Source organism: Shewanella septentrionalis (assembly GCF_025370265.1).
In the GTDB taxonomy this organism is placed as follows: Bacteria; Pseudomonadota; Gammaproteobacteria; order Enterobacterales; family Shewanellaceae; genus Shewanella; species Shewanella hafniensis.
The window spans coordinates 18,690-38,923 of sequence record NZ_JAMTCC010000039.1; the positions used below are offsets into that span (position 1 = coordinate 18,690).

The following is a 20,234-nucleotide window of genomic DNA, read 5'->3' on the forward strand; positions in this document are numbered from 1 at the left end:
TAGTATCAATGGGGAACGATTATTGCGCGCGGGCGAGGTCGATGGCCGCACTTATCGCATTTCGCGCTTGTGGGCTATTTTTCCAGCAAGTAGTGCGCAGCATGCTGGCTACTAAGTTCGCGATATCATCCACTTCGTGTTGTGCCAGTTGTTGCAGTGAACTGATACCTATTTCTTCGAAGCGCTTTATCACAGTGGGGCCAACGCCTTTGAGTGCCAATAAAGCATGTTTTTCTTGTTCATTAAAACCCATAACGAATACTCCTTTATTGTTGGGATTGTGCTCAATTAATAGAACTGGGCAAGACTACCTTTAAACCGAGTTAACAAAAAGGCCCTCGAAGGGCCTGTTTAGTCTTTATGAATCAATAATCATCAATAAGTGTTACATATCACAGGGTTTGAGCGGTTTACGCAATTGGGCGCGTACGTTATCCATACCGGCGTAAAACTCTTTCATCATCAATAGACCCATCATCTTGCCGTTATCGGTGACGATCAGCTTGTCGGGATCGGTTGGATCATTTTTAATCGCGCCAATTAACTTCATCGAGGTCATTTCTTTAAACAAGGCGGTATCTAAGTTGACGCCAAAGGTGTCGCGGAAATATTTACGTGATAAACGGCCGGAGAACATGCCCAGCAAAAAGCGATATTGCATCACATCTTTTTTGCTGTAGTTCTTTTGCTGCTCGACGCCCATGTGGCCAGCTGCAATGCGTTCTTGGTACTTGCGCAGCGAGAAAGTGTTCACATAAAGCGTGTCATTTAAGAAGCTGAATGAGCCTGAACCTACGCCTAAATACTCGTCGTAATCGATAACGTATTCGTCAAATCCTTCGTCATCGGTTTTACCAAATGCCCATGCAGATAATTGATTATATTGGCCATTCAGGCTGTTTAAGATCTGGCGATATTGGTTAGCCATATCCGCCTGCGGCGCCGCTAACTTGCCTTTCACGCTCTTGCGAGTCTGGTGGGTGATCATCAGCGGATAAGTGGTAATTTGTCTTGGATCCAAACGCGATGCCATGTCGAGATCGTGTTGGATCACTTCATCGGTTTGGCCGCGGAAACCAAAAATCAGATCGACGTTGATGATCGGGAACAGCTCTTTGGCGCCCATGATCTTGTCGAAGGTTTGTTGACCCGTACCGAACTTATCGAGTCGGTCAGTCATTTTTAAAATATCGTCATTAAAACTTTGTACGCCGATGGACATGCGATCCACTAGGCCTTTGAGTTGCTTAAAGCCTGGGCTGTCTAAATGCTGCGGATCGGACTCGCAGGAGACTTCTTTAATGCTCGGGAATAGGGTTTTCGCGTGTTCGATAGTACGGGCTAATTCATCTTCTAATACTGTGGTGGTGCCGCCGCCAATGTACATAGATTCAAAGTCATAGCCTAGGGCTTTGACCATTTCCATCTCTTTACGCAATGAGATGAAATAGGCGCGTGCCTTGTCTTCCTTGAACATAAAACGGTGGAAGGTGCAGTAAGAACACAGGGTATGGCAGAAGGGGATATGCGCGTACAGCATATACTTTTTGCCTTCTACGGGCGCTGGCATCATTTCTGCGGAAAGGGTATCGAGGCGAAGATTCTTATCGACGTAGTACTGCATGACTCGTTCCATCGAGCCGAGCATCCAGTTAGGGACGGTAATATTCGCTTGATAAGGCGTTGCGATAGCGCCGCTGAGCGTTTGGATAACTGATGACATAACGATTCCTATCTGTGAGTGCTAACCGTAAACACCGAAATTGCTTTAGGTAATTCACGACCACCTAGCGCAATTAGACTACCTCGTATGCAATTGTTAAAACGTGAACTGGTTATAAGTTACGGTTTCCTAACAAGGAAATCACGGGCTTTTTGTTAAGCAGATCATGTTTTAGCGATTAAGCATGCATTTTTAACCTGTACTTTTTGGAGGAATTTACTGTGAATTTGAGGAGTTAACTTAAGGTGTCAGTCTAAATGTGGAGATTAAAATATCACCATTAAAGGCTTTTATTGCTTACGGATTAGCGCTTGTCTATCCAATGCTCGACTGTCATCATCCGAGCGATGAAATAACCTCATGATCTAAAGGGCTAGCTATGTTGGTAAACGTAAACCGCTTCTTCCCGCTGTTGGCACTGATAGGCGCAGTGACAGCTTATCTGATGCCGAGTTGGTTTACTGAGCTTAAATCCGCCATAGTGCCGCTGTTGGTGATCATCATGCTCTCTATGGGGCTCACCTTAGATCTGCAGAATTTTGCTAATGCATTCAAACAGAAACGTGCAGTACTTACGGGACTCGTGCTGCAATTTTCGGTCATGCCGCTCAGCGCATTATTGATCAGCCAGTTATTAGGATTAGATAGGGAACTCACCATCGGCATGGTGTTGGTGGGCAGTGTTGCAGGCGGCACCGCCTCAAACGTGGTCTGTTATTTGGCCAAAGGCGACGTGGCTTTATCGATAACTATGACGGCACTGTCGACCTTAGCGGGCGTAGTGTTAACACCACTGATTATTAAGCTGTTGATTGGCGAAATGATCGATATCCCCTTCGCCGATATGCTGCTGAGTTTAGTGAAAATCGTGCTATTCCCCGTTAGCGCAGGCGTGATCATCAATCATTTCTTTAAATCGCTGGTGGCCAAAGTCGCTCTCGCATTGCCGTTGATTTCAATCTTGGCAATCGTGATGGCGATTACCATTATCGTGGCATTAAATGCCAATCAGTTTGATAAAGTTGGCCCCATTATTTTGCTGGCAGTGTTCTTACATAATGGTTTAGGCCTCGCTTTAGGCTACTTTTGCTGCCGTTTATTAGGCTTTAACCATACAGTCTGCAAAACCATTTCCATCGAAGTTGGCCTACAAAACTCCGGTCTCGCCACGGCTTTGTGTATCAAGTTTTTTAGCCCTATTTCTGCCATCCCCAGCGCGATATTCTCGATATGGCATAACCTATCAGGCGCCATCTTGGCGGGATATTGGGCGAGGGAAGCGCAAGATTAAGATGTTGCTGGCGAAAATAGACAATACCTGTGGCCTAGCAAGCGCGGCCACAGGGTTAAATTGCTGTGACTAATTAACCGGTAATGGGGTCTCGACGGGCATAAGTGTCAGCTGCAAGATATTTTCTTGCTGGCTTAATGCCAGTGGCAGGGTGTAGTTGGGAAAGCGCAATCCGAATACGGCACCTTGTTGTAACAAGCGATACAGCTGATCTGTCATGGCAATCGTTAAGCTGGCACAGCCATGTTCGTCGACTCTGCCTTCAAGTGGTAAAGCGATTTTGTCAGCTAAGGTTAGATACGCCGCCATACGCCAGTGCGAGTTTTCTCCAATATTGTATGTGCTGCCATGCAATTGGTTGTAGCCTAAACCACAGGCTTGCAAGCTTAATTGGGTTTTGGCCGCTGTTGGTAGCGAAATAGTCTGTTGCCGCTGCTGTGCCAGAAACGTGCCCCACGCCAGCCGATTTATAACTGAGTCCAGTGAGATGGGAACATACTGATCTTGCTGTTTTAATGCATTAAAGCGGGCAATGCCTTGTTCCAATTTAGTGAGATCGTCTTCATATTCCAGTTGTGACTTAAGCAGTTCATAAGCGGGAGCCTTCGCTTGTTCCATGCCCGCTAACGCCGCTTTCTCGTAGTATGCCAGTGCTTGCACTTTATCGGCTTCTGCGCCCAAACCGCGCTCTTCCATACTGCCTAAATGATAGTTAGCGATGGCAACTTGACGCTTAGCACCTTGTAAAAATGCGGCTTTCGCACCGCTGTAGTCATTTTCGTTCAACAGCAGGGCGCCGTAGTTTGTCCACGCCGTACCGTTATCTGCTGCCATACCCAATTCCAGCCACTTTATGGCTTGCTGGCGTAACTGCGGGAGGTCGAGACTTTCTCTTTCGCTGCCGACACTTTGCATTGCTATTAAGTAAGCGCGCAGATACTCGCGTGAGGCATTATCCAGATAGAGATTATCGGGTTGGAGTTCAAAGGCTTGTCCAAAGTAACTCCCTGCTTGCTGCGCCGCTGCGATTGCTTTCGTTAGATAGAACCTTGAAATGGGATCTGCCGGACTGTGTGCTCGCCCTAGGTTATATAAGGTCGGTAGTTTAAGACCCCGCGCCAGCGCTTCTTCTAACAGGGGGATGGCCAGCATTTTTCGATCATTATCCAGCGCCATACTGCCTAGGTTATGGCTGGCACGGGCCGAACCTAAGGCTCTGGCCTGTTCATAGTATTGGCTGGCGGTGGCATTGTCTTGGGGGACGCCGCGGCCGAGATGGTAGGCTTTACCCAGGAGAAATAACGCCTCAGCATTGTTTTCTGCGGCTTGCTGTTGCGCTTGTTGCAAGAAAGCGTCGTATTGTTGTTGCTCAAATAACTGTTCCAGCGTGGATTTTTCCGCCGTTGCTGCAAAGCTTAGGGTCAACAGTAATAGGAGAGTCGCAATCGTGAATATCTTCATAACATCCTTGTAGTTAAGCGGGTACTTGCAAGCGGTAGTGCGAGTGAAGTTGGCTAACATAGAGGCTTGTTATGCTACAAGCAAGCCCTGCTGTTTGCCACTGTGTTATGACTTGCGGATGAATTGCAGCGATAGCACTGCCGTGACTAATGTGTGGCATTGCCAGTTTGAAGGAGCTACCGACATTTTCCTTGATACCTAGTTTACCTGCCCCAATAGCCGTTTTACGGCTTTATGCCTTATACCAATCACATTAAATATCTAATCAGTTCAGAGCCTCACAGGCATTTCAATCCAAGGCGCATTGACGCAGAAATGGTTATTCCCTTTTAAGTCAATGCAACACGGGAGTGGGATGCCTGTGAGGCTCCCGAAGGGCGGCTGATGTTAACGGCATGGCAACGCGCTTTATACTGCGTTCAAGGCTTTCGACAGAGCACCACTATGCCTTCAAGCCTTCGCCTTGTCTAAAGCGCGTTGAACTCCCGCTGAATGAACAGATATTTAATACGATTGGTATTAGTGTTAACGACGCTGATTTGTGTGTCGTTATTGACTGCAAAAATTGGGTGTTGCTGCATAGATAAAAGCAGTTTTAGTCAGTGAACTCGTTGAGTTCCACGCACTCATTTGCGCCATAGCGTCTAAAGCCAGCTTAGCTCTTTGCACGACTTTGGCGGTGTAATTGCCATTGGGATCTTTATATTTAAAGGACACTTCGGCAATAACGGGTTGCTGCGAGGCACTTGGGGAGCTGGTGTACCACAGCGTGAGTTCGAGTGAGGCGTCTATGCTGCCTAAATCGATTTCACTGCCTTCAAACACATATTCATTAATCGTAAGGCCACCGACTTTGGCGAGTGTGAGATTGTTACTTAAACCGTAAGCGTCGGCAAAGCCTGAGAAATGACTATTTACATCGGCCATATCATTTAAGGTGCGGGTGTTTGGCGTGGTGGTTGAATGGCTATACACGATGCGGATGCCATTATTGATATCGGTACTGAGGTCGGCTTCGAGTTTTGTGTCGGCTTGATTATCGGGTGAGCTGAGATCTTCAAAGTCAGCAATAAATCGGTCAGGGCTGCGAAATTTAAGGGTTACTTCACTTTTGCCATCGCTCGTTCGGTTACGAAAGATATAACCTAACTGCTTTAACTGACAACTGGTTGGGGTGTCATAGAAGGCTACTTGACGTGTTTTGGTTAATGCCCAAGAGCCTGTGATATTACGACTGATAGCGTTGCTAATGACTTGTTTAGCATCAGTTAGATAGTTATTGGCGGTTGTACTTTGAGTGGCGTAATTAAAGTGGCTTGGGTCGAGCAGTAACTTATATTCCCTTGATGTTTCAACAGGATTGGCCTGTGCTGCATATGAGGCTAGCAGGGCAGTTGAGGCTAACGTGAATGACATCATCGCCTGTGAAGCTGTTTTCATCGGTTAATCCTTAAGTGATGTGCTGATGCAAGGTGGTTTATGTTTTCGCGATAACGACTTCTATTACAACCTGAGTGTGTCATAAGCCACCACTAAAGACAGTGATGACTCATGTGGCTGAATACTTAATAGTTATTTGTCAGCCGATAAGGGTAAGTCGTCAACGATATACAAAGTGTTGCCGTCGATATCACTTTGCGCACTATCGAGATATTTCTGTTCTAAGGTGTTGTTATTACTCCAAGTGGCGAAGTCGTCGTCATTTAGCACACCCAAACGCTTATTATCAATTAGCCACAAACCTTCCATTTTGTCATGGGGATATTGTGTTTTGGCGGCCATATCTAGCACCAGTGATTTTGTCACGGGTATGATGCCATTGGCTGCAAGTGCCTCCCAACCATCGCTTAGCGCTACCTGTTCTAAGGTTTTACCTTTAAGGGTTAAACCTAACGCCGCATCTTGGGCGATATCAGCTTGTGCAGTGACGGTCTCGAGATCCGTCGCGCCGCTTATATCTATCTTGTACACATGCTTCATCACATCAGTGTCGATATTAAAAAACTTGCCATCACGTTCTAACACTAAAAATTGGCTGTTACTTAAGGCAACGATAGCTGAGTTAGAGTTCTGGGCAATTTCTTGCTGATATAAATATTGGCCAATAGCGCCGGTCGCCAAGTTGATAGTCACGATTCGAGTGAGGGTATTGTTGTTAACACTCTTATCGGGATTGGAAATGGTCGATTGCATTATGCCCACAAGTGTCGACTGATCGGGTGTGATAGTCAGCCCTTCCATCCCTCGGTTGGCGCGGCGATGAGCAAACTCTGCCGGCAGGCTATATAAGTTGCGTGCATCGTCTGCGAAAGGATTAATACGCGCTATTTCTACGCCTTCAGCCGAGTAATGCACTATATGTGGACCATACTCGTCGCTGACCCAAAAACTGCCATCATCCATGGCTGCAAGACCTTCGGAATCTAACCCATAATCATCGAGTTTGATGGGGTTGGTCTGGGCATTATAAGGTTGGCTCATGTCTTGACGAATGACTTCACCTGCTGCGTCATAGGGGATTTCTCCTGTGCCGCCAAGGCTGCTGCTATTGGGAAGTCCGGTGATCAAGCTGCCATTAGGGCGTTTAAATAAGATGTCTTTGATCTTAGTGATAGTGCCATTGGTCTGCAGTTCAAACAAACCGATACGTGGCGTGTAGTCCGGCGTTGGAAACATTTTTCCTTTGCCTAAACTACCACTGTAATCGGCATTCGGGCCGCGATCGGTGAGGGCATAAAATTGAATTGGGTTATTGGGGTTGGGCGCTGCATCAGAGCCATAGCCGCCGTTACGAATTTCAAATTTAGTTCCAGGCATAGCGCCATTGTCTAAATCATCGCGCAGCACTGTGAAAGGTAAATGCACCGCTTTATCCGTAAACAGGTCGGCGTTACATGCATAGCTACTTTCAACCACTTCATTACTGTCGAGCTTGCCGTTATCGTTGCTATCAAGACCCGAATCTGTGCGAGTGCCGCCCATCCAGCAGTGGCCATCACCGCCAATTAAGGTGGTTTGTGTGGTCAGGCTATTGATGTCTTTATCATCCGAATTACAAGCACTCAGTAGCAAAACTGACAGGCACAAGCCTGAGGTGACGAGCACATTCTTCATCTTAATATATCCCGATTCTTAAAGTGATTAGCTATGTTGTTGGCAGGTAATATAAAGTTAGGCTGTGAACTAAATGTGACAAGTGTGCCGCTTAACGTATCGAGTACGAATACGGTGCTCACGAGTAATACAGTGTGTTGGTTGTGTATGAAAGCCCATGATGGCGTCGTTGATTGGCTGAACCCGAAGTTTTTAGTGGTATTCAATATTTAAGGATGAATAGATATGAAATATTTACCTGGTGAATGGATGATAATAAAGCGGGTAATTATATATGTTGTTATTGCATTTTCATTTACTGCGAGTGGCAATGAACTGCCTTTAAAAAGAGAAAGCATACTGCGCGTAGAGCATCCCAGCGCCATTCAATATGCAAGTGCTCTAATCCAATCTGGAACATCCAATACTTTAGTGTATGAATCTTGGAGTGGATATAAGATGGAAAAAGCTTGGTTGAGGTATACTTCTTTAAATTTTGATCATGGCGTGTTAGATAAAGGTTCATTAGTCAATATTTTACCTGAAAGTCCTTCTAATATAGTCTCGTCCGTGAGTTTAGTTAACTTTAATGGCGAAGATTGGTTGTATTATCTTGAGGCCCGCAGCTTTAAGTCTGAGGCTGATGTATTTCGAGCCAAATTGCGTAATGGGGTTTTAGTCGAAATAGAACCGGTATTATTAAAGGATGCGATTGCGCCATCAAGTAATATTAAATTTCATCGAGTTAGTCGCAACAGTGTTGCTATTGTGTATACCGCCAAAAAATGTTGCAGTCTTTATTTTGCACTAAGTAATGATGGCGTCAAATTTGATAGCCCATTGGATATAGATAGTTCAGGTTTTATGCCTTATCTTTCATCTTTCTCCGGTGGTGATATAGTCTATTTTTTTCAAAAATCCTTCCGCACAAGTCAAACTCAGCCCAGCGGTAAATCTGTCTATATCATTAAGACCCATTTTAGATTATCCCATAATTTAGGGAAAACTTGGACAGAGGCTATACCTATTAACTTGACTGATGTGACAGTGCACGATGCTAAGGCTATTACCAGACCAGATGGTAATATTGATATTTATTATGTTTACCCAATTCAAGGCAGTAGTGGATTATCCCTGTGGCGTCGATGTTTGAACCCTAATGGTCAATTAGGTGTTGAGGAATTAGTGGTTGAGCCTAGTTTCGGCAATATTGCTAAGCCGACTCCCCATCGTCTTAATACTGGAGAAGTACTCATTACCTTTGTCGAGCAAGGAAAAGTCGTATTAGAGGGTGATCATAATCTTCATGCTGCAATTATCTCCCGTGATGCTAGCTGTGATATTGGGCCAGCTGTAATTCAGTAGCCGTGACTTGATACGTTCTTTGCAGTTAAATAGTGACTCAATAAAAATTAAGCGAAATCCCTTGCGAGTTATGACACGCAAGGGATTTGTGTCGAGAGTGGACGAGTAAATATAAACTTAAAGCTTAAAATGCGAGACCACGCCGACGAGTTGTTCTTTCGTCGCGGCCAAAGAGGTTGCGCTATTGAGGGTGGCTTTACCGCTTTGATTCAGTTCATCGACCATTTCACGAATGGTGGTCAGATTACGATTTATCTCTTCGGTGACAGCGCTTTGCTCTTCTGCTGCGGTCGCGATTTGATTACTGAGCCCATTAATATCGAACACATACGTGGTCAGGGTATCGAGATTTTCTGTTACCAGAGTCGTGGTGTCGGCGGCTTGTTGGCAACTTTGTTTGGTTTGCTCCATTGCTGTGACGGCCGCGTCGGCGCCGTGGCGTAAGCGTTCAAGCATTTGATTGATCTCGGATGTGCTGGCTTGAGTGCGAGCGGCCAGCGTACGTACTTCGTCGGCGACAACGGCAAAGCCCCGACCCTGTTCACCGGCACGGGCAGCTTCGATAGCTGCATTGAGCGCGAGCAGATTGGTTTGATCGGCAATATCCCCAATCACATCTAAGATAGTAGCGATATGGCGGGTGTTTTCATTCATATCATTAATCGCATCGGCAGCGACATCCACTTTAGTCACTAAGGCAATCACAGTGTTGGCGGCCTGTTCAACGGATTTCTTCGATCTATCTGCTTGTTCATTGGCTTGCTGAGTAAACTGGGCGGCAGATGCAGCATCACCTGCGACATTGTGGGCAGTCGCGCTCATTTCTGTCATGGCCGTAACGACTTGGTCGGTTTCTACCGCGTGGGTCTGCAATGCATGGGTATTGGCATTAGACTGCACGTTCAGTTGGCCAATTTGATCTGAGATATGGTCTGAGGCTTGGGTAATATCCGAGATGATATGGCGTAGATTATCGATAACGCGATCGAGATCTGTGGCGAGTGAGCAGAGTTCGTTGTCACCTTTGATATTTGTTTTATGTGTCAGATCGCCATTGGCTAGGCGTTCCATTACCCGCTTAATGTCATTGACTATCCTGACTAAGCGTTTGCTCATAAAGAGTGCACTAAGGAGTGAGGCGACGATGGCAATTAGGATTAGGCCAAGGAGCAATGCCTCGGTGGCGTTCACTTTGTCTTCGGCTTGTTTGCCAAGATCATGGTTTCGCTGAGTGATCAACTTAACTAATTGATTAATCTCATTGCTTACTTTGGGTCCAAGGGCCTTGCGCTCGAGTGTTAGTTCAGGCTCTGCGCCAGTTTGTTTGGCGTAGTTGATTTCTTGCTGATACAGACGCACATATTGCTCAATTTGCGGCAACAGCGTACGGATCGTTCTGGCATCTGGCCCCATAAAATCGGTGTTGAAGTTTGCGAGTTTCTCTATGAGCCGCTGCACATTTCGTTGTTGTGAGCTGATGGCGTCAGTGTTATGGACTAATGTTGCTAAACGCAGTTCAAAGAAGGATTCACGCACACTAGTGAAGGTTTCGGCGAGCTGGGTATTGTTGACCAGTTTGCTGCTGGTGTCATTGAGTTCGGCAAAGCCTCGATAGGAGAAAATACCGATAATGATCAATAGAATACTCGAAAATACTGAAGGCAGCGCCGTCAATGTGCTGGTTTTTGCATTGTTAAACATGGTGGCCTACTGAGGTATAAATCAAGAGAGGTGTAATTAAATTACATATGGCGGCCATTTTAACGCTTGGAATTACACAGTCGCAAGGTGATATTCTGAGTCTTTTACGTAAATTTATGTTTTTAAAGGAGTTGTTATTATTGTGTTGGTTTGAAATAACGTCCTGGTTGCTATATATTGTGTAATTAAAATTCAATAATATCTCAGTTAATTGATTTTTAAGGTAAAAATAAAGCAGGGTTAGCCGCCATTCTACAGCTTATTAACAGTGCAAAAGACGATTGTGACGCAGATCGCAAAACACGCAAACGCTGCCCAAAGGGTTCGTCTGGCAAGCTCCTGCTCGTACTATCAATTACACGATCTGCTCCTCATTTGGGAGGAATAACGGCACTTCACTCTTTGTTTCGCGATTACGAGCTTGTCAGGGCGAACAAAATTTAATCTCAAAACGTCAACAAGCTCTAGCCCCTGTCAACGTAAGTCGCAATTATTCCCGGTTCACTCTTTTACTTATCATCACACGCAAATTTGCGGTCAGTCACAAAGTCACAAGCTTAATGTAAATGATATTGGTTATCATTTGGATTTAAGGTTGTTTTAATGTAGATTGTCGGCATTTCAAGCTAACACCGTTTAATCAATGATTGCTGTCGAGGTTTTTATGGAATGCAGGGCGTTTAAAATAAGTGCAATTGCCGCAATAGTTTCGAGTTTGTTGATATCTTCAGCTTATGCAGGCGTAGAAGCTGAATCTTCTGAACCTATTGAGAAGATTACTGTTTATGGTGAAAAGATTGAGCGTAGTCTTAAGGATACAACCTCTTCTATTTCGGTGATCGACAAGGAAGCGCTCGACAGCGGTCAATATCAATCCACCTCGAGTGCTTTATCTGAAGTACCTAACGTGGTGGTGCTATCGGGTTCTGTGCCGGATATCCGTGGGGTTTCAGGTAACGGCTCTGCCTCTGGATTTAACTCTTTTACCGGTGGCGCTCGGGCGCGGGTATCCACCTTAGTCGATGGGGTTGCTGAGCCTTTTGTTGCCGATCTTACTGGTGACACTGGCCTATGGGATATCCAACAAATTGAGGTGTATCGCGGCCCACAATCGACTATTAACGGCCGTAACAGCATTGGCGGCACAGTGTTTATTAAAACCGAAGATCCGACCTTCGATTGGCAAGGCGCGGCTCGTGTCGGTTATCGTAATCAAGATAACTTTATCGACAGTGCTGTGATGCTCTCAGGCCCGATCCTCGATGATGAGTTGGCATTTAGGGTGAGCGGACAAAATGTGACAGGGAATACCTTCAATAAAGGCTTGGAATACGAGACTAATCCCGCCACTTTTGATCAAAATGAACTGATCACCAATCGCTGGCGCGGCAAATTCCTGTGGCAGCCGAGTGCGATTGAAGATCTCAAAGTGCTCTACAGCTTTTCATACAATGATGAGAAAGGTGACTCTGGGCGTAACTATTTTACCGGTGATGATCCTTGGGCGTTTAAGCCTATTTTCCAGCGATATATCGAGACTAAATCGACGACTCACTCAGTGAAAGTTGATTATGACCTCGGTGAAGGGCGCGCCTTAGATCTTATCGTCGCTTATATGGATTATGACTGGGGCTTTGAATCCTATGAACCCCTTGTCACGGCGCAGCAATATGTGGATATGAGCGACCAGAGTTACACTGTCGATGGTAAATACAGCTTTGGCCTTAAAGATAAAGACTTCAACGGCTTTGTGGGTTTAGCGTACTTTAAACGCAGCCAAGATTTTGGCAGTACTGGCAGTTCCGTTTACAGTGGTGATGACAGCACTAAGTCCACCTCCATTTACGGTGAAATAACCTATGGGCTTGCCGAGTCACTCTGGGTTACTGTCGGCGGCCGCGTGATGCGTGACGAGCAATTACGTAACTTCAATATGCTCTATCAGGGCAGCCAATTGCAGGAAAAACTCGACGATGCCAATACTGTCACCCTGCCCAAGCTGGTGTTGCAATATGCGCTGAATGACAGCACGACCTTGGCGGCCAGTGTTCGCCGGGGTTATAACTCGGGCGGTGGTGCGCTGTCGCTAGCCGAAAGTGAGTATTACTATTACGACGAAGAGTACGTCAATACCTATGAACTCAGCAGTCGCAGCTCATTTGCCAATGGCGATGTTAACTTGAGTGCCAACCTCTTCTACAACGATTTTGATGGTTATCAGGCGTCTAATAGCGCCCGCAAAATTACCAATATCGATAAAGCGGTCAGCTACGGTATTGAGGCTGAATTTAGTGCCATGTTAACCGATAACCTGCAATTTATTTCGGGCGTAGGTTTGCTCGATAGTGAGATCAAACAAGCGGATCCTAGCTATGGTGACATTATCGGCAATCAGCTGAACTCGGCGCCGCACGTGACCGCCAATGCGGGCTTAAAATATTGGTTGGGCGATGCGTTTTCTTTCGGTTTTTCAGGCAACTACGTAGGTGAGTATTTTGCGGATATCAATAATACCGAATCACGGGTGGCTGGTGACTATGTGGTTGCCCGCTTAAGCCTCGATTATCAAACTGATAGCTGGAGAGTCAGCGGTTTTATAAACAACCTGTTTGATGAGCAAGCATTGACGGTAAATGAACCCGCCAGCCGCAGTTACCCCGATGGTTATGCGGCGATTATCGACCCCAGAAATCTCGGTGTCTCTGTGATGTACCGCTTTTAAGCGCTCGATTTAACGCACTTATTTTACCCATAAAAAAACCTCCACAGCATGCTGTGGAGGTTTTTTATTTTCAGCGACTTTTACTCTTTATATGTCAAAGTGCCGTTGGCTTTGATTTCGTCGTACCACAGGTTGTGGTGTTGAGTTGCCCAGTTTTCATCACAATAACCAGACACCATACATTCCATACCGCCTTCTGACATTACGGTTGCCATGAAGATGTGTACGATAGAGAAAGCACAGATCACGATTGCGCTTACAGAGTGCAGCACGAGTGCGATCAAGCTTAATGTACGGCTAGGTTCGAATAGGTTAGGGAAGAGTAACAACATGCCAGAGGCCGAAATCACTAATCCAAACAGGGCAAAGGCCCAGAACCACATTTTCTCACCGGCGTTGGCAAAACCTGCGTCTGGGTGCTTACCTTTAAACGGGCCAAAGTTAATGTAACCGCCCACGACTAAGAACCATTTTACATCGTACATTTTTGGCAGCTGGTTTTTCGCCCATAGGGTGGTCATTAATGCCCAACCTATCATGAAGGGAATCGCCATAACGTCATGGATTTGCTTCGCACCGTAGACGATGGCTTCCCAGATGCCTTCGCCCAACCAAGGTTGGAAGAAGAAGCGACCTGCCAGCAAGGTTAAGCCCGTTAAAATCAACAGTAAGCACGGGATCGCGCCTAACCAGTGGATTGAAACATCAAACTTAGACCAGCGATGCACTAACTTGCCTGAAAAACCATGGTGCAGCTTGGAGATGCCGTTCACCTTGATAAATAAGACAAAAATAATGATCATGCCGAATAGTGCCGCCATTAAGGCCGGCGCTAACCAGTCGCTACGTAGCTCTAATACCCGTAAATCATAGGTATTGATGGGTTGAGCATGAAACTCACTTTGGGAGGTAGTGTATCCCGTGGCACCATCCTTCAGTTGCGCCCAAATTTTGGCATCAGACTGTTGAACTTGATTCGCCAGTTCATCACCACCATTGGCTATACACACGGCACTAAATAGCAGTGCTATGGCTAAACCTATGTGTTTGAACCATTTGTTCATCATACATCCTCTCTCACTTAGTCGCGCCCGCCTGAGCAGGCGCTAAGCTAAGTCTGTGGACAGATCCTGTTGACCTGAATTAATTCCAAGCCGCGTTTTTAGCACCACGGTAAGCCACACGTTCACGGAAGATGTTTGAAACAATTTCAGCATCACCCGCTAACAGGGCCTTAGTGGCACACAGTTCTGCACACATAGGCAGTTTGCCTTCGGCAATACGGTTTGAACCGTATTTTTGGCGCTCTGCCTCTGAGTGGTTTTCTTCTGGGCCGCCAGCGCAGAAGGTACATTTATCCATCTTGCCACGGCTACCAAAGGCACCTTTTTTCGGGAACTGTGGTGCGCCAAACGGACAGGCGTACAAGCAGTAACCGCAACCAATACAGGCATCTTTGTTGTGTAGCACTATGCCGTCGTCGGTTCTGTAGAAGCAATTTGCTGGGCAAACTGCCATACAAGGTGCATCGCTGCAATGCATACAGGCGACAGAGATAGAGGCTTCTCCACGTTGACCATCGTTAATGGTCACTACGCGGCGGCGTTGGATCCCCCACTCGAGAGCGGAGTCGTTTTCGTTTTTACAGGCAGTGACACAACCGTTACATTCGATGCAGCGCTTGGTATCACACAAAAATTTCATTGTAGCCATAATGGCAATTCTCCTAGCTTAAGCTGCACTTACGCTTTAACGATCTGACAGAGTGATGCCTTGGTTTCCTGCATTTGTGTCACAGGATCATAACCATAGGTCAGCGCAGTGTTAGCGGATTCACCGATAACGTAAGGCACTGTGCCCTCTGGATAATTAGGCGCTAAACTTTCACCGTGCATCACACCCGCAAAGTGGTATGGCATAAAGGTCACGCCAGGTTTAACGCGTGGCGTCACCATAGCTTGTACCTTAATGCGGCCACCTTCGGCGCCTTCTAGCCAGACGTCTTCACCGTTACGAATGCCGCGATCAGCAGCATCGGCAGGGCTTATCTCAACAAACATTTCCTGTTGAAGTTCTGCTAGCCAAGGGTTACAACGAGATTCTTCACCACCACCCTCGTATTCAACCAGACGGCCTGAGGTCAGTACCAGTGGGTACTTGCCGCTCATGTCTTTGTCTTGGATTGACTTATACAGAGTTGGCAGACGGTGCACTTGCATGTCGGCATAGGTTGGGTATTTGGCCACTAAGTCACGGCGCGGCGTGTATAACGGTTCGCGGTGAACTGGCGCTTGGTCTGGGAAAGTCCAAACAATACAACGGGCTTTAGCGTTACCGAAAGGAATACAGCCATGCTTGATCGCTACGCGAACTATGCCGCCTGACAAATCTGTCTTCCAGTTTCTGCCTTCGGCTTCGGCTTTTTCTGCCGCCGTCAGATCATCCCACCAACCGAGTTGCTTGAGCAGCTTGTCGGAGAACTCTGGATAACCGTCTTGGATTTCAGCACCTTTAGAGAAAGATCCTTCGGCCAATAGGTTTTTACCATTGTATTCAACACCATAACGGGCGCGGAAGTTACCACCACCGTCTTTAACGTGTTTCGATTGGTTATACAGAATTTGGGTGCCAGGGTGTTTCGCTTCTGGTGTGCCCCAACATGGCCAAGGTAAACCGTAGGTTTCGCCTTTCGCTGGGCCGCCTGCAGCTTCGAGCGTCTTATTGCTGAAGGTGCCCCAGTTTTGGGTGTGCAGTTTCAGGCGTTCAGGGCTTTGGCCCGTCATACCGATAGTCCACATACCGCGGTTGATTTCACGGGTGATTTCTTCAATCACAGGTAAACCATTTTCAATCGCGATGCGTTTAGTGTACTGCTCGGCAATACCCAGTTTTTGCGCTAAGCGATACATAATTTCGATATCGGTTTTAGATTCAAACAGTGGCTCTATGACTTTTTCGCGCCATTGTTGGCTGCGGCCAGAGTTAGACACTGAGCCTTCAGTTTCAAACTGTGTCGCTGCTGGTAGCAAGTAAACACCATTCTTACGGCGATGCATCACACCTGCCATAGTTGGGAACGGGTCGACAACGACCACAGTGTCCATCTTGTCTAAAGCATCACGTACATCACGTTGACGGGTTTCGGTGTTGACCGATTGTCCCCAGAAAAACGCCATACGGATGTTATCTTGCTGCGCAAGTTTGCCTTTTTCTTCTAACACACCATCGTGCCAGCGAGAGCAAGGGATACCGGGCGTAGTCATAGGTTCACGGCCAAGATAAGTGCCTTGATCGAAACGGCTCTTCATCCATTCCATGTCCAGATCCCACACGTGGGTCCAGTGGGTCCAAGCACCCGTTGTTAAGCCGTAGTAACCCGGTAAGTTATCGAATAACAAACCTAAGTCAGTCGCGCCTTGCACGTTATCGTGACCACGGAAAATGTTAGTACCGCCGCCTGACACACCCATGTTACCTAGCGCTAATTGCAGAATACAGTAAGCGCGAGTGTTGGCGTTACCGACGTGGTGTTGAGTACCACCCATACACCAAATCACAGTACCAGGGCGGTTATCTGCCATGAGTTTCGCGGCTTGATAAACCTCGGCTTCGCTCACGCCAGTGATGTTTTCCACTTCTTTAGGTGGGAACTTTTTCGCTTCGGCGCGAATGGTATCCATCTCAAAAACACGTTGTTGGATAAAAGTTTTATCTTCCCAACCGTTTTCAAAAATGTGCCATAACATACCGTAAATAAAGGGAATATCTGTACCTGGACGCAATGCGCAGTGCAGATCTGAATGCGCCGCGGTACGAGAGAAACGTGGATCAACCACGATCAACTTAGCGTTGTTTCTTTCTTTCGCGATCAGAATATGTTGCATCGCCACTGGGTGGGCTTCTGCAGGGTTAGCACCGATAAAGAAAATCGCATTTGCGTTTTGGATATCGTTAAAGGAGTTAGTTTGCGCACCGTAGCCCCAAGTGTTAGCAACACCGGCTACCGTGGTAGAGTGACAAATACGAGCTGAATGGTCGACGTTGTTTGTGCCCCACATGGCCGCCAGTTTGCGGTACATGTAGCAACCTTCGTTTGAGAACTTAGCGCTACCCATGAAGTACACTGAGTCTGGGCCGGATTCTTTACGAATGTTGAGCATTTGGTCGCCCACTTCGTTAATCGCATCTTCCCAAGAGATTTTTTTCCACTTGCCATCAACCAATTTCATTGGGTATTTCAGGCGTTTTTCACCATGGCCATGCTCACGCAGTGCCGCACCTTTAGCACAGTGACCTCCGGCGTTGAAGGGGTGATCGAATGCAGGTTCTTGACCCGTCCACACGCCATTTTGTACTTCAGCATACAGACCACAACCGACGGCGCAGGCACTACAAATAGTACGTTTGACTTCGATAGGGGCATCATGCGGTACTTCTTTGGCTTCGACGCGACGCATCATGCCTGTGCCCATCAGAGATGCTGCGGCAATACCACCGGTGGCGATACCTGCGTGCTTCATAAATTGACGACGGCTAATGCCTAACGCTGGTTTGTCTGCCACTGGGGCGACACTAGACTTGCGAGTTAACTTCATCGCTGACTTCTCCTAGATTAGCTGCGCAAGCTATTGTAATAGCTGCTGATGTGCGCAGTTTCGTGGTAACCCTTTGACGCTTTGGTGGTTACCTTGCTGCTCTCGCTGGCCTGTGCCACGCTCATGCCGGTTGCGGCAATCGTGGCACCCGCTACGCTGCCGACGGTGAGCGCTTTGAGCAAAGATCGGCGAGATAAATCGCTGGGTTGCTGCTTCATGCTGACTCCTGAAATTAGGGTTTAGTTTTGAGATCGCACGGCTTTTTGTGGGGTTTATCTTGTTATCAAAAAGTGAAGATTAGCGGTGGGAAAGATAATGAAATCATCTTGTTTGCCATCAATCATCGCGCGTGACGGCAATATAGTAGGAAAGGGTTGAGTAGGAATTGATCTAGGACAGTTTGCAGTGTTGAAATCGGCTGCCGTTCTCTTAAAGCGTTAACTCGCTCATAGTTTCGTAAATCCCTTGGGAGCAGGGCGTTGGCGGCTTTTTGTATCACGGTGTTTCAGGTGTTAAGTTTTTGTATTGTCTAATGAAGTGCAGATAAAAGAACACCCCGCATGGCGGGGTGTTTTAAGGACCTAAAAGCTGCGGTTTAACTTAGTCTTTATACTTTAAGTTGCCGTTGGCTTTGATTTCGTCATACCAGAGATTGTGGTGCTGGATTGCCCAGTTTTCATCACAATAGCCTGACTTCATACACTCCATACCGCCTTCGCTGAGTACGGTCGCCATCCAGATATGCACTATGGTAAAGGCAATCAGGATAATGGCGCTGATAGAGTGGATCAGTAACGCGCCCATGGAGGCTTCGCGCGGCAAGTCTAAGCCTGGTAACACCAACATGATGCCTGAAACACTGATGAATAAACCAAATAACATCAGGGTCCAGAACCACATTTTTTCACCAGCGTTAGCAAAACCACTGTCGGGGTGTTTACCTTTGAATGGACCAAAGTTGATATAACCACCGACCACTAAAAACCATTTCAAATCATACATCTTGAAGGTTTGTAGCGGCATCCATTTGACGACACAGACAGCCCAAGCCGCGATAAAGATGGGACCTGCCCAATCGTGGATGGTTTTGCTGCCGTAGATCAATGGCGCCCACAGATCAGGCCCTAACATGGGCTGAACAACATGCTTACCTAACATTATGGTTAAACCGGTAAACATCAGTGTCAGGCAGCTGCTCGCCATGATCCAGTGGATCCACAGATCCGCCTTAGACCAACGCGCCACTAACTTGCCTGAAAAGCCCTTGCTGAGTTTTGATGGACCATTCACCAGATAAAACAATAAGAAAGCCCCGAACACACCGACAACGGCCAAAGCCATAATCGGGGTCAGATATTGGTTTCTCAGTTCTTTACCTTGGTTACCGGCAACGTTAATCAACACCCCAGTATCTATCCCTTTGGCAGTGGTATAGCCGGCATCGCCTGCTTTTACCGCCCGCCAAAGATCGGCATCGCTGGTTTGCGCTTTCGCCTGTTGTTGACTCGATTGCTGATCACTTGCGTGTACTGGGCTTGCGCTCATTACTGAACCTAATCCCAATCCCATGACGAGCACCAACAGAGCAAACAGACTGCGCAGTGATTTGTTTAACTGTTTGTTTAACATTTTCACTCCTTGCCAGAGGTTAGGGATGACTCCCTAACCCTCGCTCTGCTTAGTTAATCTCACCTGTCTTGGGGTTGTAACCCCAAATCACGTTAGGATTGCCACGAGAGGCCATACGTTGACGGTAGATATTGGATACCACTTCCGCATCACCCGCGAGCAGGGCTTTTGTCGAACAAAGCTCAGCACACATAGGTAACTTGCCCTCAGCAATACGGTTTGCACCGTATTTTTTACGCTCGGCTTCGGAGAAGGTTTCTTCTGGGCCACCGGCGCAGAAAGTACACTTGTCCATCTTGCCACGACTACCAAAGGCAGTCTTTTTCGGGAATTGCGGTGCACCAAATGGACAAGCATAGAAGCAATAACCACAACCGATACAGGTATCTTTGTTGTGTAGCACTATGCCGTCTTCGGTACGGTAGAAACAATCTGCCGGACATACAGCCATACAGGGAGCGTCAGTACAGTGCATACATGCCACTGAAATTGAGGCTTCGCCAGGTAGACCATCGTTAATCGTCACCACGCGGCGACGTTGGATTCCCCACTCGAGAGCGGAGTCGTTTTCGTTCTTACATGCAGTGACACAACCGTTACACTCGATGCAGCGCTTGGTGTCACACAGAAATTTCATGACTGCCATAATGGCTT

16 protein-coding genes are annotated in these 20,234 nt (G+C 46.9%); 4 read left to right on the plus strand and 12 right to left on the minus strand.

Annotation, left to right across the window (positions count from 1 at the left end):
- Positions 1 to 19: 19 nt before the first annotated feature.
- Both NE536_RS18600 and NE536_RS18605 read right to left on the minus strand, forming a co-directional pair.
- Positions 20 to 253: a helix-hairpin-helix domain-containing protein gene (locus NE536_RS18600; RefSeq protein WP_261273621.1), complete on the minus strand. Its 234-nt coding sequence runs from the start codon at positions 251 to 253 to the stop codon at positions 20 to 22.
- A 132-nt stretch (positions 254 to 385) separates the two neighbouring features.
- The gene (locus tag NE536_RS18605) at positions 386 to 1,723 is read right to left on the minus strand and encodes a coproporphyrinogen III oxidase family protein (RefSeq protein ID WP_261273622.1); all 1,338 of its coding nucleotides are present in this window, start codon (positions 1,721 to 1,723) and stop codon (positions 386 to 388) included.
- A gap of 379 nt (positions 1,724 to 2,102) precedes the next feature.
- Here NE536_RS18605 and NE536_RS18610 point away from each other — a divergent pair, with 379 nt between their 5' ends.
- Positions 2,103 to 3,014 (plus strand): bile acid:sodium symporter family protein, encoded by a 912-nt coding sequence (locus tag NE536_RS18610; RefSeq protein ID WP_261273623.1) that lies wholly within the window; start codon positions 2,103 to 2,105, stop codon positions 3,012 to 3,014.
- A 69-nt stretch (positions 3,015 to 3,083) separates the two neighbouring features.
- Here the strand turns inward: NE536_RS18610 and NE536_RS18615 are convergent, their stop codons facing one another.
- Complete coding sequence (locus NE536_RS18615; RefSeq protein WP_261273624.1) at positions 3,084 to 4,475, minus strand: tetratricopeptide repeat protein; 1,392 nt, start codon at positions 4,473 to 4,475, stop codon at positions 3,084 to 3,086.
- Between the two features lie 395 nt (positions 4,476 to 4,870).
- Here NE536_RS18615 and NE536_RS18620 point away from each other — a divergent pair, with 395 nt between their 5' ends.
- Positions 4,871 to 5,062 carry a hypothetical protein gene (locus NE536_RS18620; RefSeq protein ID WP_261273625.1) on the plus strand — a complete coding sequence of 64 codons (192 nt, stop codon included), beginning with the start codon at positions 4,871 to 4,873 and terminating at the stop codon, positions 5,060 to 5,062.
- Here the strand turns inward: NE536_RS18620 and NE536_RS18625 are convergent.
- Both NE536_RS18625 and NE536_RS18630 read right to left on the minus strand, forming a co-directional pair.
- The gene (locus tag NE536_RS18625; protein WP_261273626.1) at positions 5,025 to 5,915 is read right to left on the minus strand and encodes a hypothetical protein; all 891 of its coding nucleotides are present in this window, start codon (positions 5,913 to 5,915) and stop codon (positions 5,025 to 5,027) included. The genes NE536_RS18620 and NE536_RS18625 overlap by 38 nt on opposite strands.
- A gap of 132 nt (positions 5,916 to 6,047) precedes the next feature.
- Entirely contained in the window at positions 6,048 to 7,589 is a 1,542-nt protein-coding gene (locus tag NE536_RS18630; RefSeq protein ID WP_261273627.1) for an esterase-like activity of phytase family protein, read from the minus strand.
- A gap of 225 nt (positions 7,590 to 7,814) precedes the next feature.
- Between NE536_RS18630 and NE536_RS18635 the strand changes: the two genes are divergently transcribed.
- Complete coding sequence (locus NE536_RS18635; protein WP_261273628.1) at positions 7,815 to 8,933, plus strand: hypothetical protein; 1,119 nt, start codon at positions 7,815 to 7,817, stop codon at positions 8,931 to 8,933.
- A gap of 117 nt (positions 8,934 to 9,050) precedes the next feature.
- Here the strand turns inward: NE536_RS18635 and NE536_RS18640 are convergent, their stop codons facing one another.
- Positions 9,051 to 10,634: a methyl-accepting chemotaxis protein gene (locus NE536_RS18640; RefSeq protein WP_261273629.1), complete on the minus strand. Its 1,584-nt coding sequence runs from the start codon at positions 10,632 to 10,634 to the stop codon at positions 9,051 to 9,053.
- 664 nt (positions 10,635 to 11,298) lie between these two features.
- Here NE536_RS18640 and NE536_RS18645 point away from each other — a divergent pair.
- Positions 11,299 to 13,356 (plus strand): TonB-dependent receptor, encoded by a 2,058-nt coding sequence (locus NE536_RS18645; RefSeq protein WP_261273630.1) that lies wholly within the window; start codon positions 11,299 to 11,301, stop codon positions 13,354 to 13,356.
- An 80-nt stretch (positions 13,357 to 13,436) separates the two neighbouring features.
- Here NE536_RS18645 and NE536_RS18650 read toward each other — a convergent pair whose 3' ends face one another.
- The 6 genes from NE536_RS18650 to fdh3B (NE536_RS18675) form a co-directional block, all read right to left on the minus strand.
- Positions 13,437 to 14,420, minus strand: coding sequence for a formate dehydrogenase subunit gamma (locus NE536_RS18650; RefSeq protein ID WP_261273634.1), 984 nt, complete (start codon positions 14,418 to 14,420; stop codon positions 13,437 to 13,439).
- Between the two features lie 79 nt (positions 14,421 to 14,499).
- Positions 14,500 to 15,069 carry a formate dehydrogenase FDH3 subunit beta gene (gene fdh3B / locus NE536_RS18655; protein WP_006083570.1) on the minus strand — a complete coding sequence of 190 codons (570 nt, stop codon included), beginning with the start codon at positions 15,067 to 15,069 and terminating at the stop codon, positions 14,500 to 14,502.
- Between the two features lie 29 nt (positions 15,070 to 15,098).
- Positions 15,099 to 17,951, minus strand: a complete 2,853-nt coding sequence (locus NE536_RS18660) for a molybdopterin-dependent oxidoreductase (RefSeq protein ID WP_261273631.1) — start codon at positions 17,949 to 17,951, stop codon at positions 15,099 to 15,101.
- A 17-nt stretch (positions 17,952 to 17,968) separates the two neighbouring features.
- On the minus strand, positions 17,969 to 18,169 hold the full coding sequence (locus tag NE536_RS18665; RefSeq protein ID WP_012090499.1) for a twin-arginine translocation signal domain-containing protein: 201 nt from the start codon (positions 18,167 to 18,169) through the stop codon (positions 17,969 to 17,971).
- Positions 18,170 to 18,551: 382 nt separating this feature from the next.
- Positions 18,552 to 19,580: a formate dehydrogenase subunit gamma gene (locus NE536_RS18670; RefSeq protein WP_006083567.1), complete on the minus strand. Its 1,029-nt coding sequence runs from the start codon at positions 19,578 to 19,580 to the stop codon at positions 18,552 to 18,554.
- Positions 19,581 to 19,629: 49 nt separating this feature from the next.
- Positions 19,630 to 20,226 carry a formate dehydrogenase FDH3 subunit beta gene (gene fdh3B / locus NE536_RS18675; RefSeq protein WP_006083566.1) on the minus strand — a complete coding sequence of 199 codons (597 nt, stop codon included), beginning with the start codon at positions 20,224 to 20,226 and terminating at the stop codon, positions 19,630 to 19,632.
- Between the last annotated feature and the right edge of the window lie 8 nt (positions 20,227 to 20,234).

Bases quoted from the DNA above. Each gene is read 5' to 3' on its own strand.
- NE536_RS18600 (WP_261273621.1), bottom strand. From the start codon at position 253: ATGGGTTTTAATGAACAAGAAAAACATGCTTTATTGGCACTCAAAGGC.
- NE536_RS18605 (WP_261273622.1), bottom strand. From the start codon at position 1,723: ATGTCATCAGTTATCCAAACGCTCAGCGGCGCTATCGCAACGCCTTAT.
- NE536_RS18610 (WP_261273623.1), top strand. From the start codon at position 2,103: ATGTTGGTAAACGTAAACCGCTTCTTCCCGCTGTTGGCACTGATAGGC.
- NE536_RS18615 (WP_261273624.1), bottom strand. From the start codon at position 4,475: ATGAAGATATTCACGATTGCGACTCTCCTATTACTGTTGACCCTAAGC.
- NE536_RS18620 (WP_261273625.1), top strand. From the start codon at position 4,871: ATGGCAACGCGCTTTATACTGCGTTCAAGGCTTTCGACAGAGCACCAC.
- NE536_RS18625 (WP_261273626.1), bottom strand. From the start codon at position 5,915: ATGAAAACAGCTTCACAGGCGATGATGTCATTCACGTTAGCCTCAACT.
- NE536_RS18630 (WP_261273627.1), bottom strand. From the start codon at position 7,589: ATGAAGAATGTGCTCGTCACCTCAGGCTTGTGCCTGTCAGTTTTGCTA.
- NE536_RS18635 (WP_261273628.1), top strand. From the start codon at position 7,815: ATGAAATATTTACCTGGTGAATGGATGATAATAAAGCGGGTAATTATA.
- NE536_RS18640 (WP_261273629.1), bottom strand. From the start codon at position 10,634: ATGTTTAACAATGCAAAAACCAGCACATTGACGGCGCTGCCTTCAGTA.
- NE536_RS18645 (WP_261273630.1), top strand. From the start codon at position 11,299: ATGGAATGCAGGGCGTTTAAAATAAGTGCAATTGCCGCAATAGTTTCG.
- NE536_RS18650 (WP_261273634.1), bottom strand. From the start codon at position 14,420: ATGAACAAATGGTTCAAACACATAGGTTTAGCCATAGCACTGCTATTT.
- fdh3B (WP_006083570.1), bottom strand. From the start codon at position 15,069: ATGGCTACAATGAAATTTTTGTGTGATACCAAGCGCTGCATCGAATGT.
- NE536_RS18660 (WP_261273631.1), bottom strand. From the start codon at position 17,951: ATGAAGTTAACTCGCAAGTCTAGTGTCGCCCCAGTGGCAGACAAACCA.
- NE536_RS18665 (WP_012090499.1), bottom strand. From the start codon at position 18,169: ATGAAGCAGCAACCCAGCGATTTATCTCGCCGATCTTTGCTCAAAGCG.
- NE536_RS18670 (WP_006083567.1), bottom strand. From the start codon at position 19,580: ATGTTAAACAAACAGTTAAACAAATCACTGCGCAGTCTGTTTGCTCTG.
- fdh3B (WP_006083566.1), bottom strand. From the start codon at position 20,226: ATGGCAGTCATGAAATTTCTGTGTGACACCAAGCGCTGCATCGAGTGT.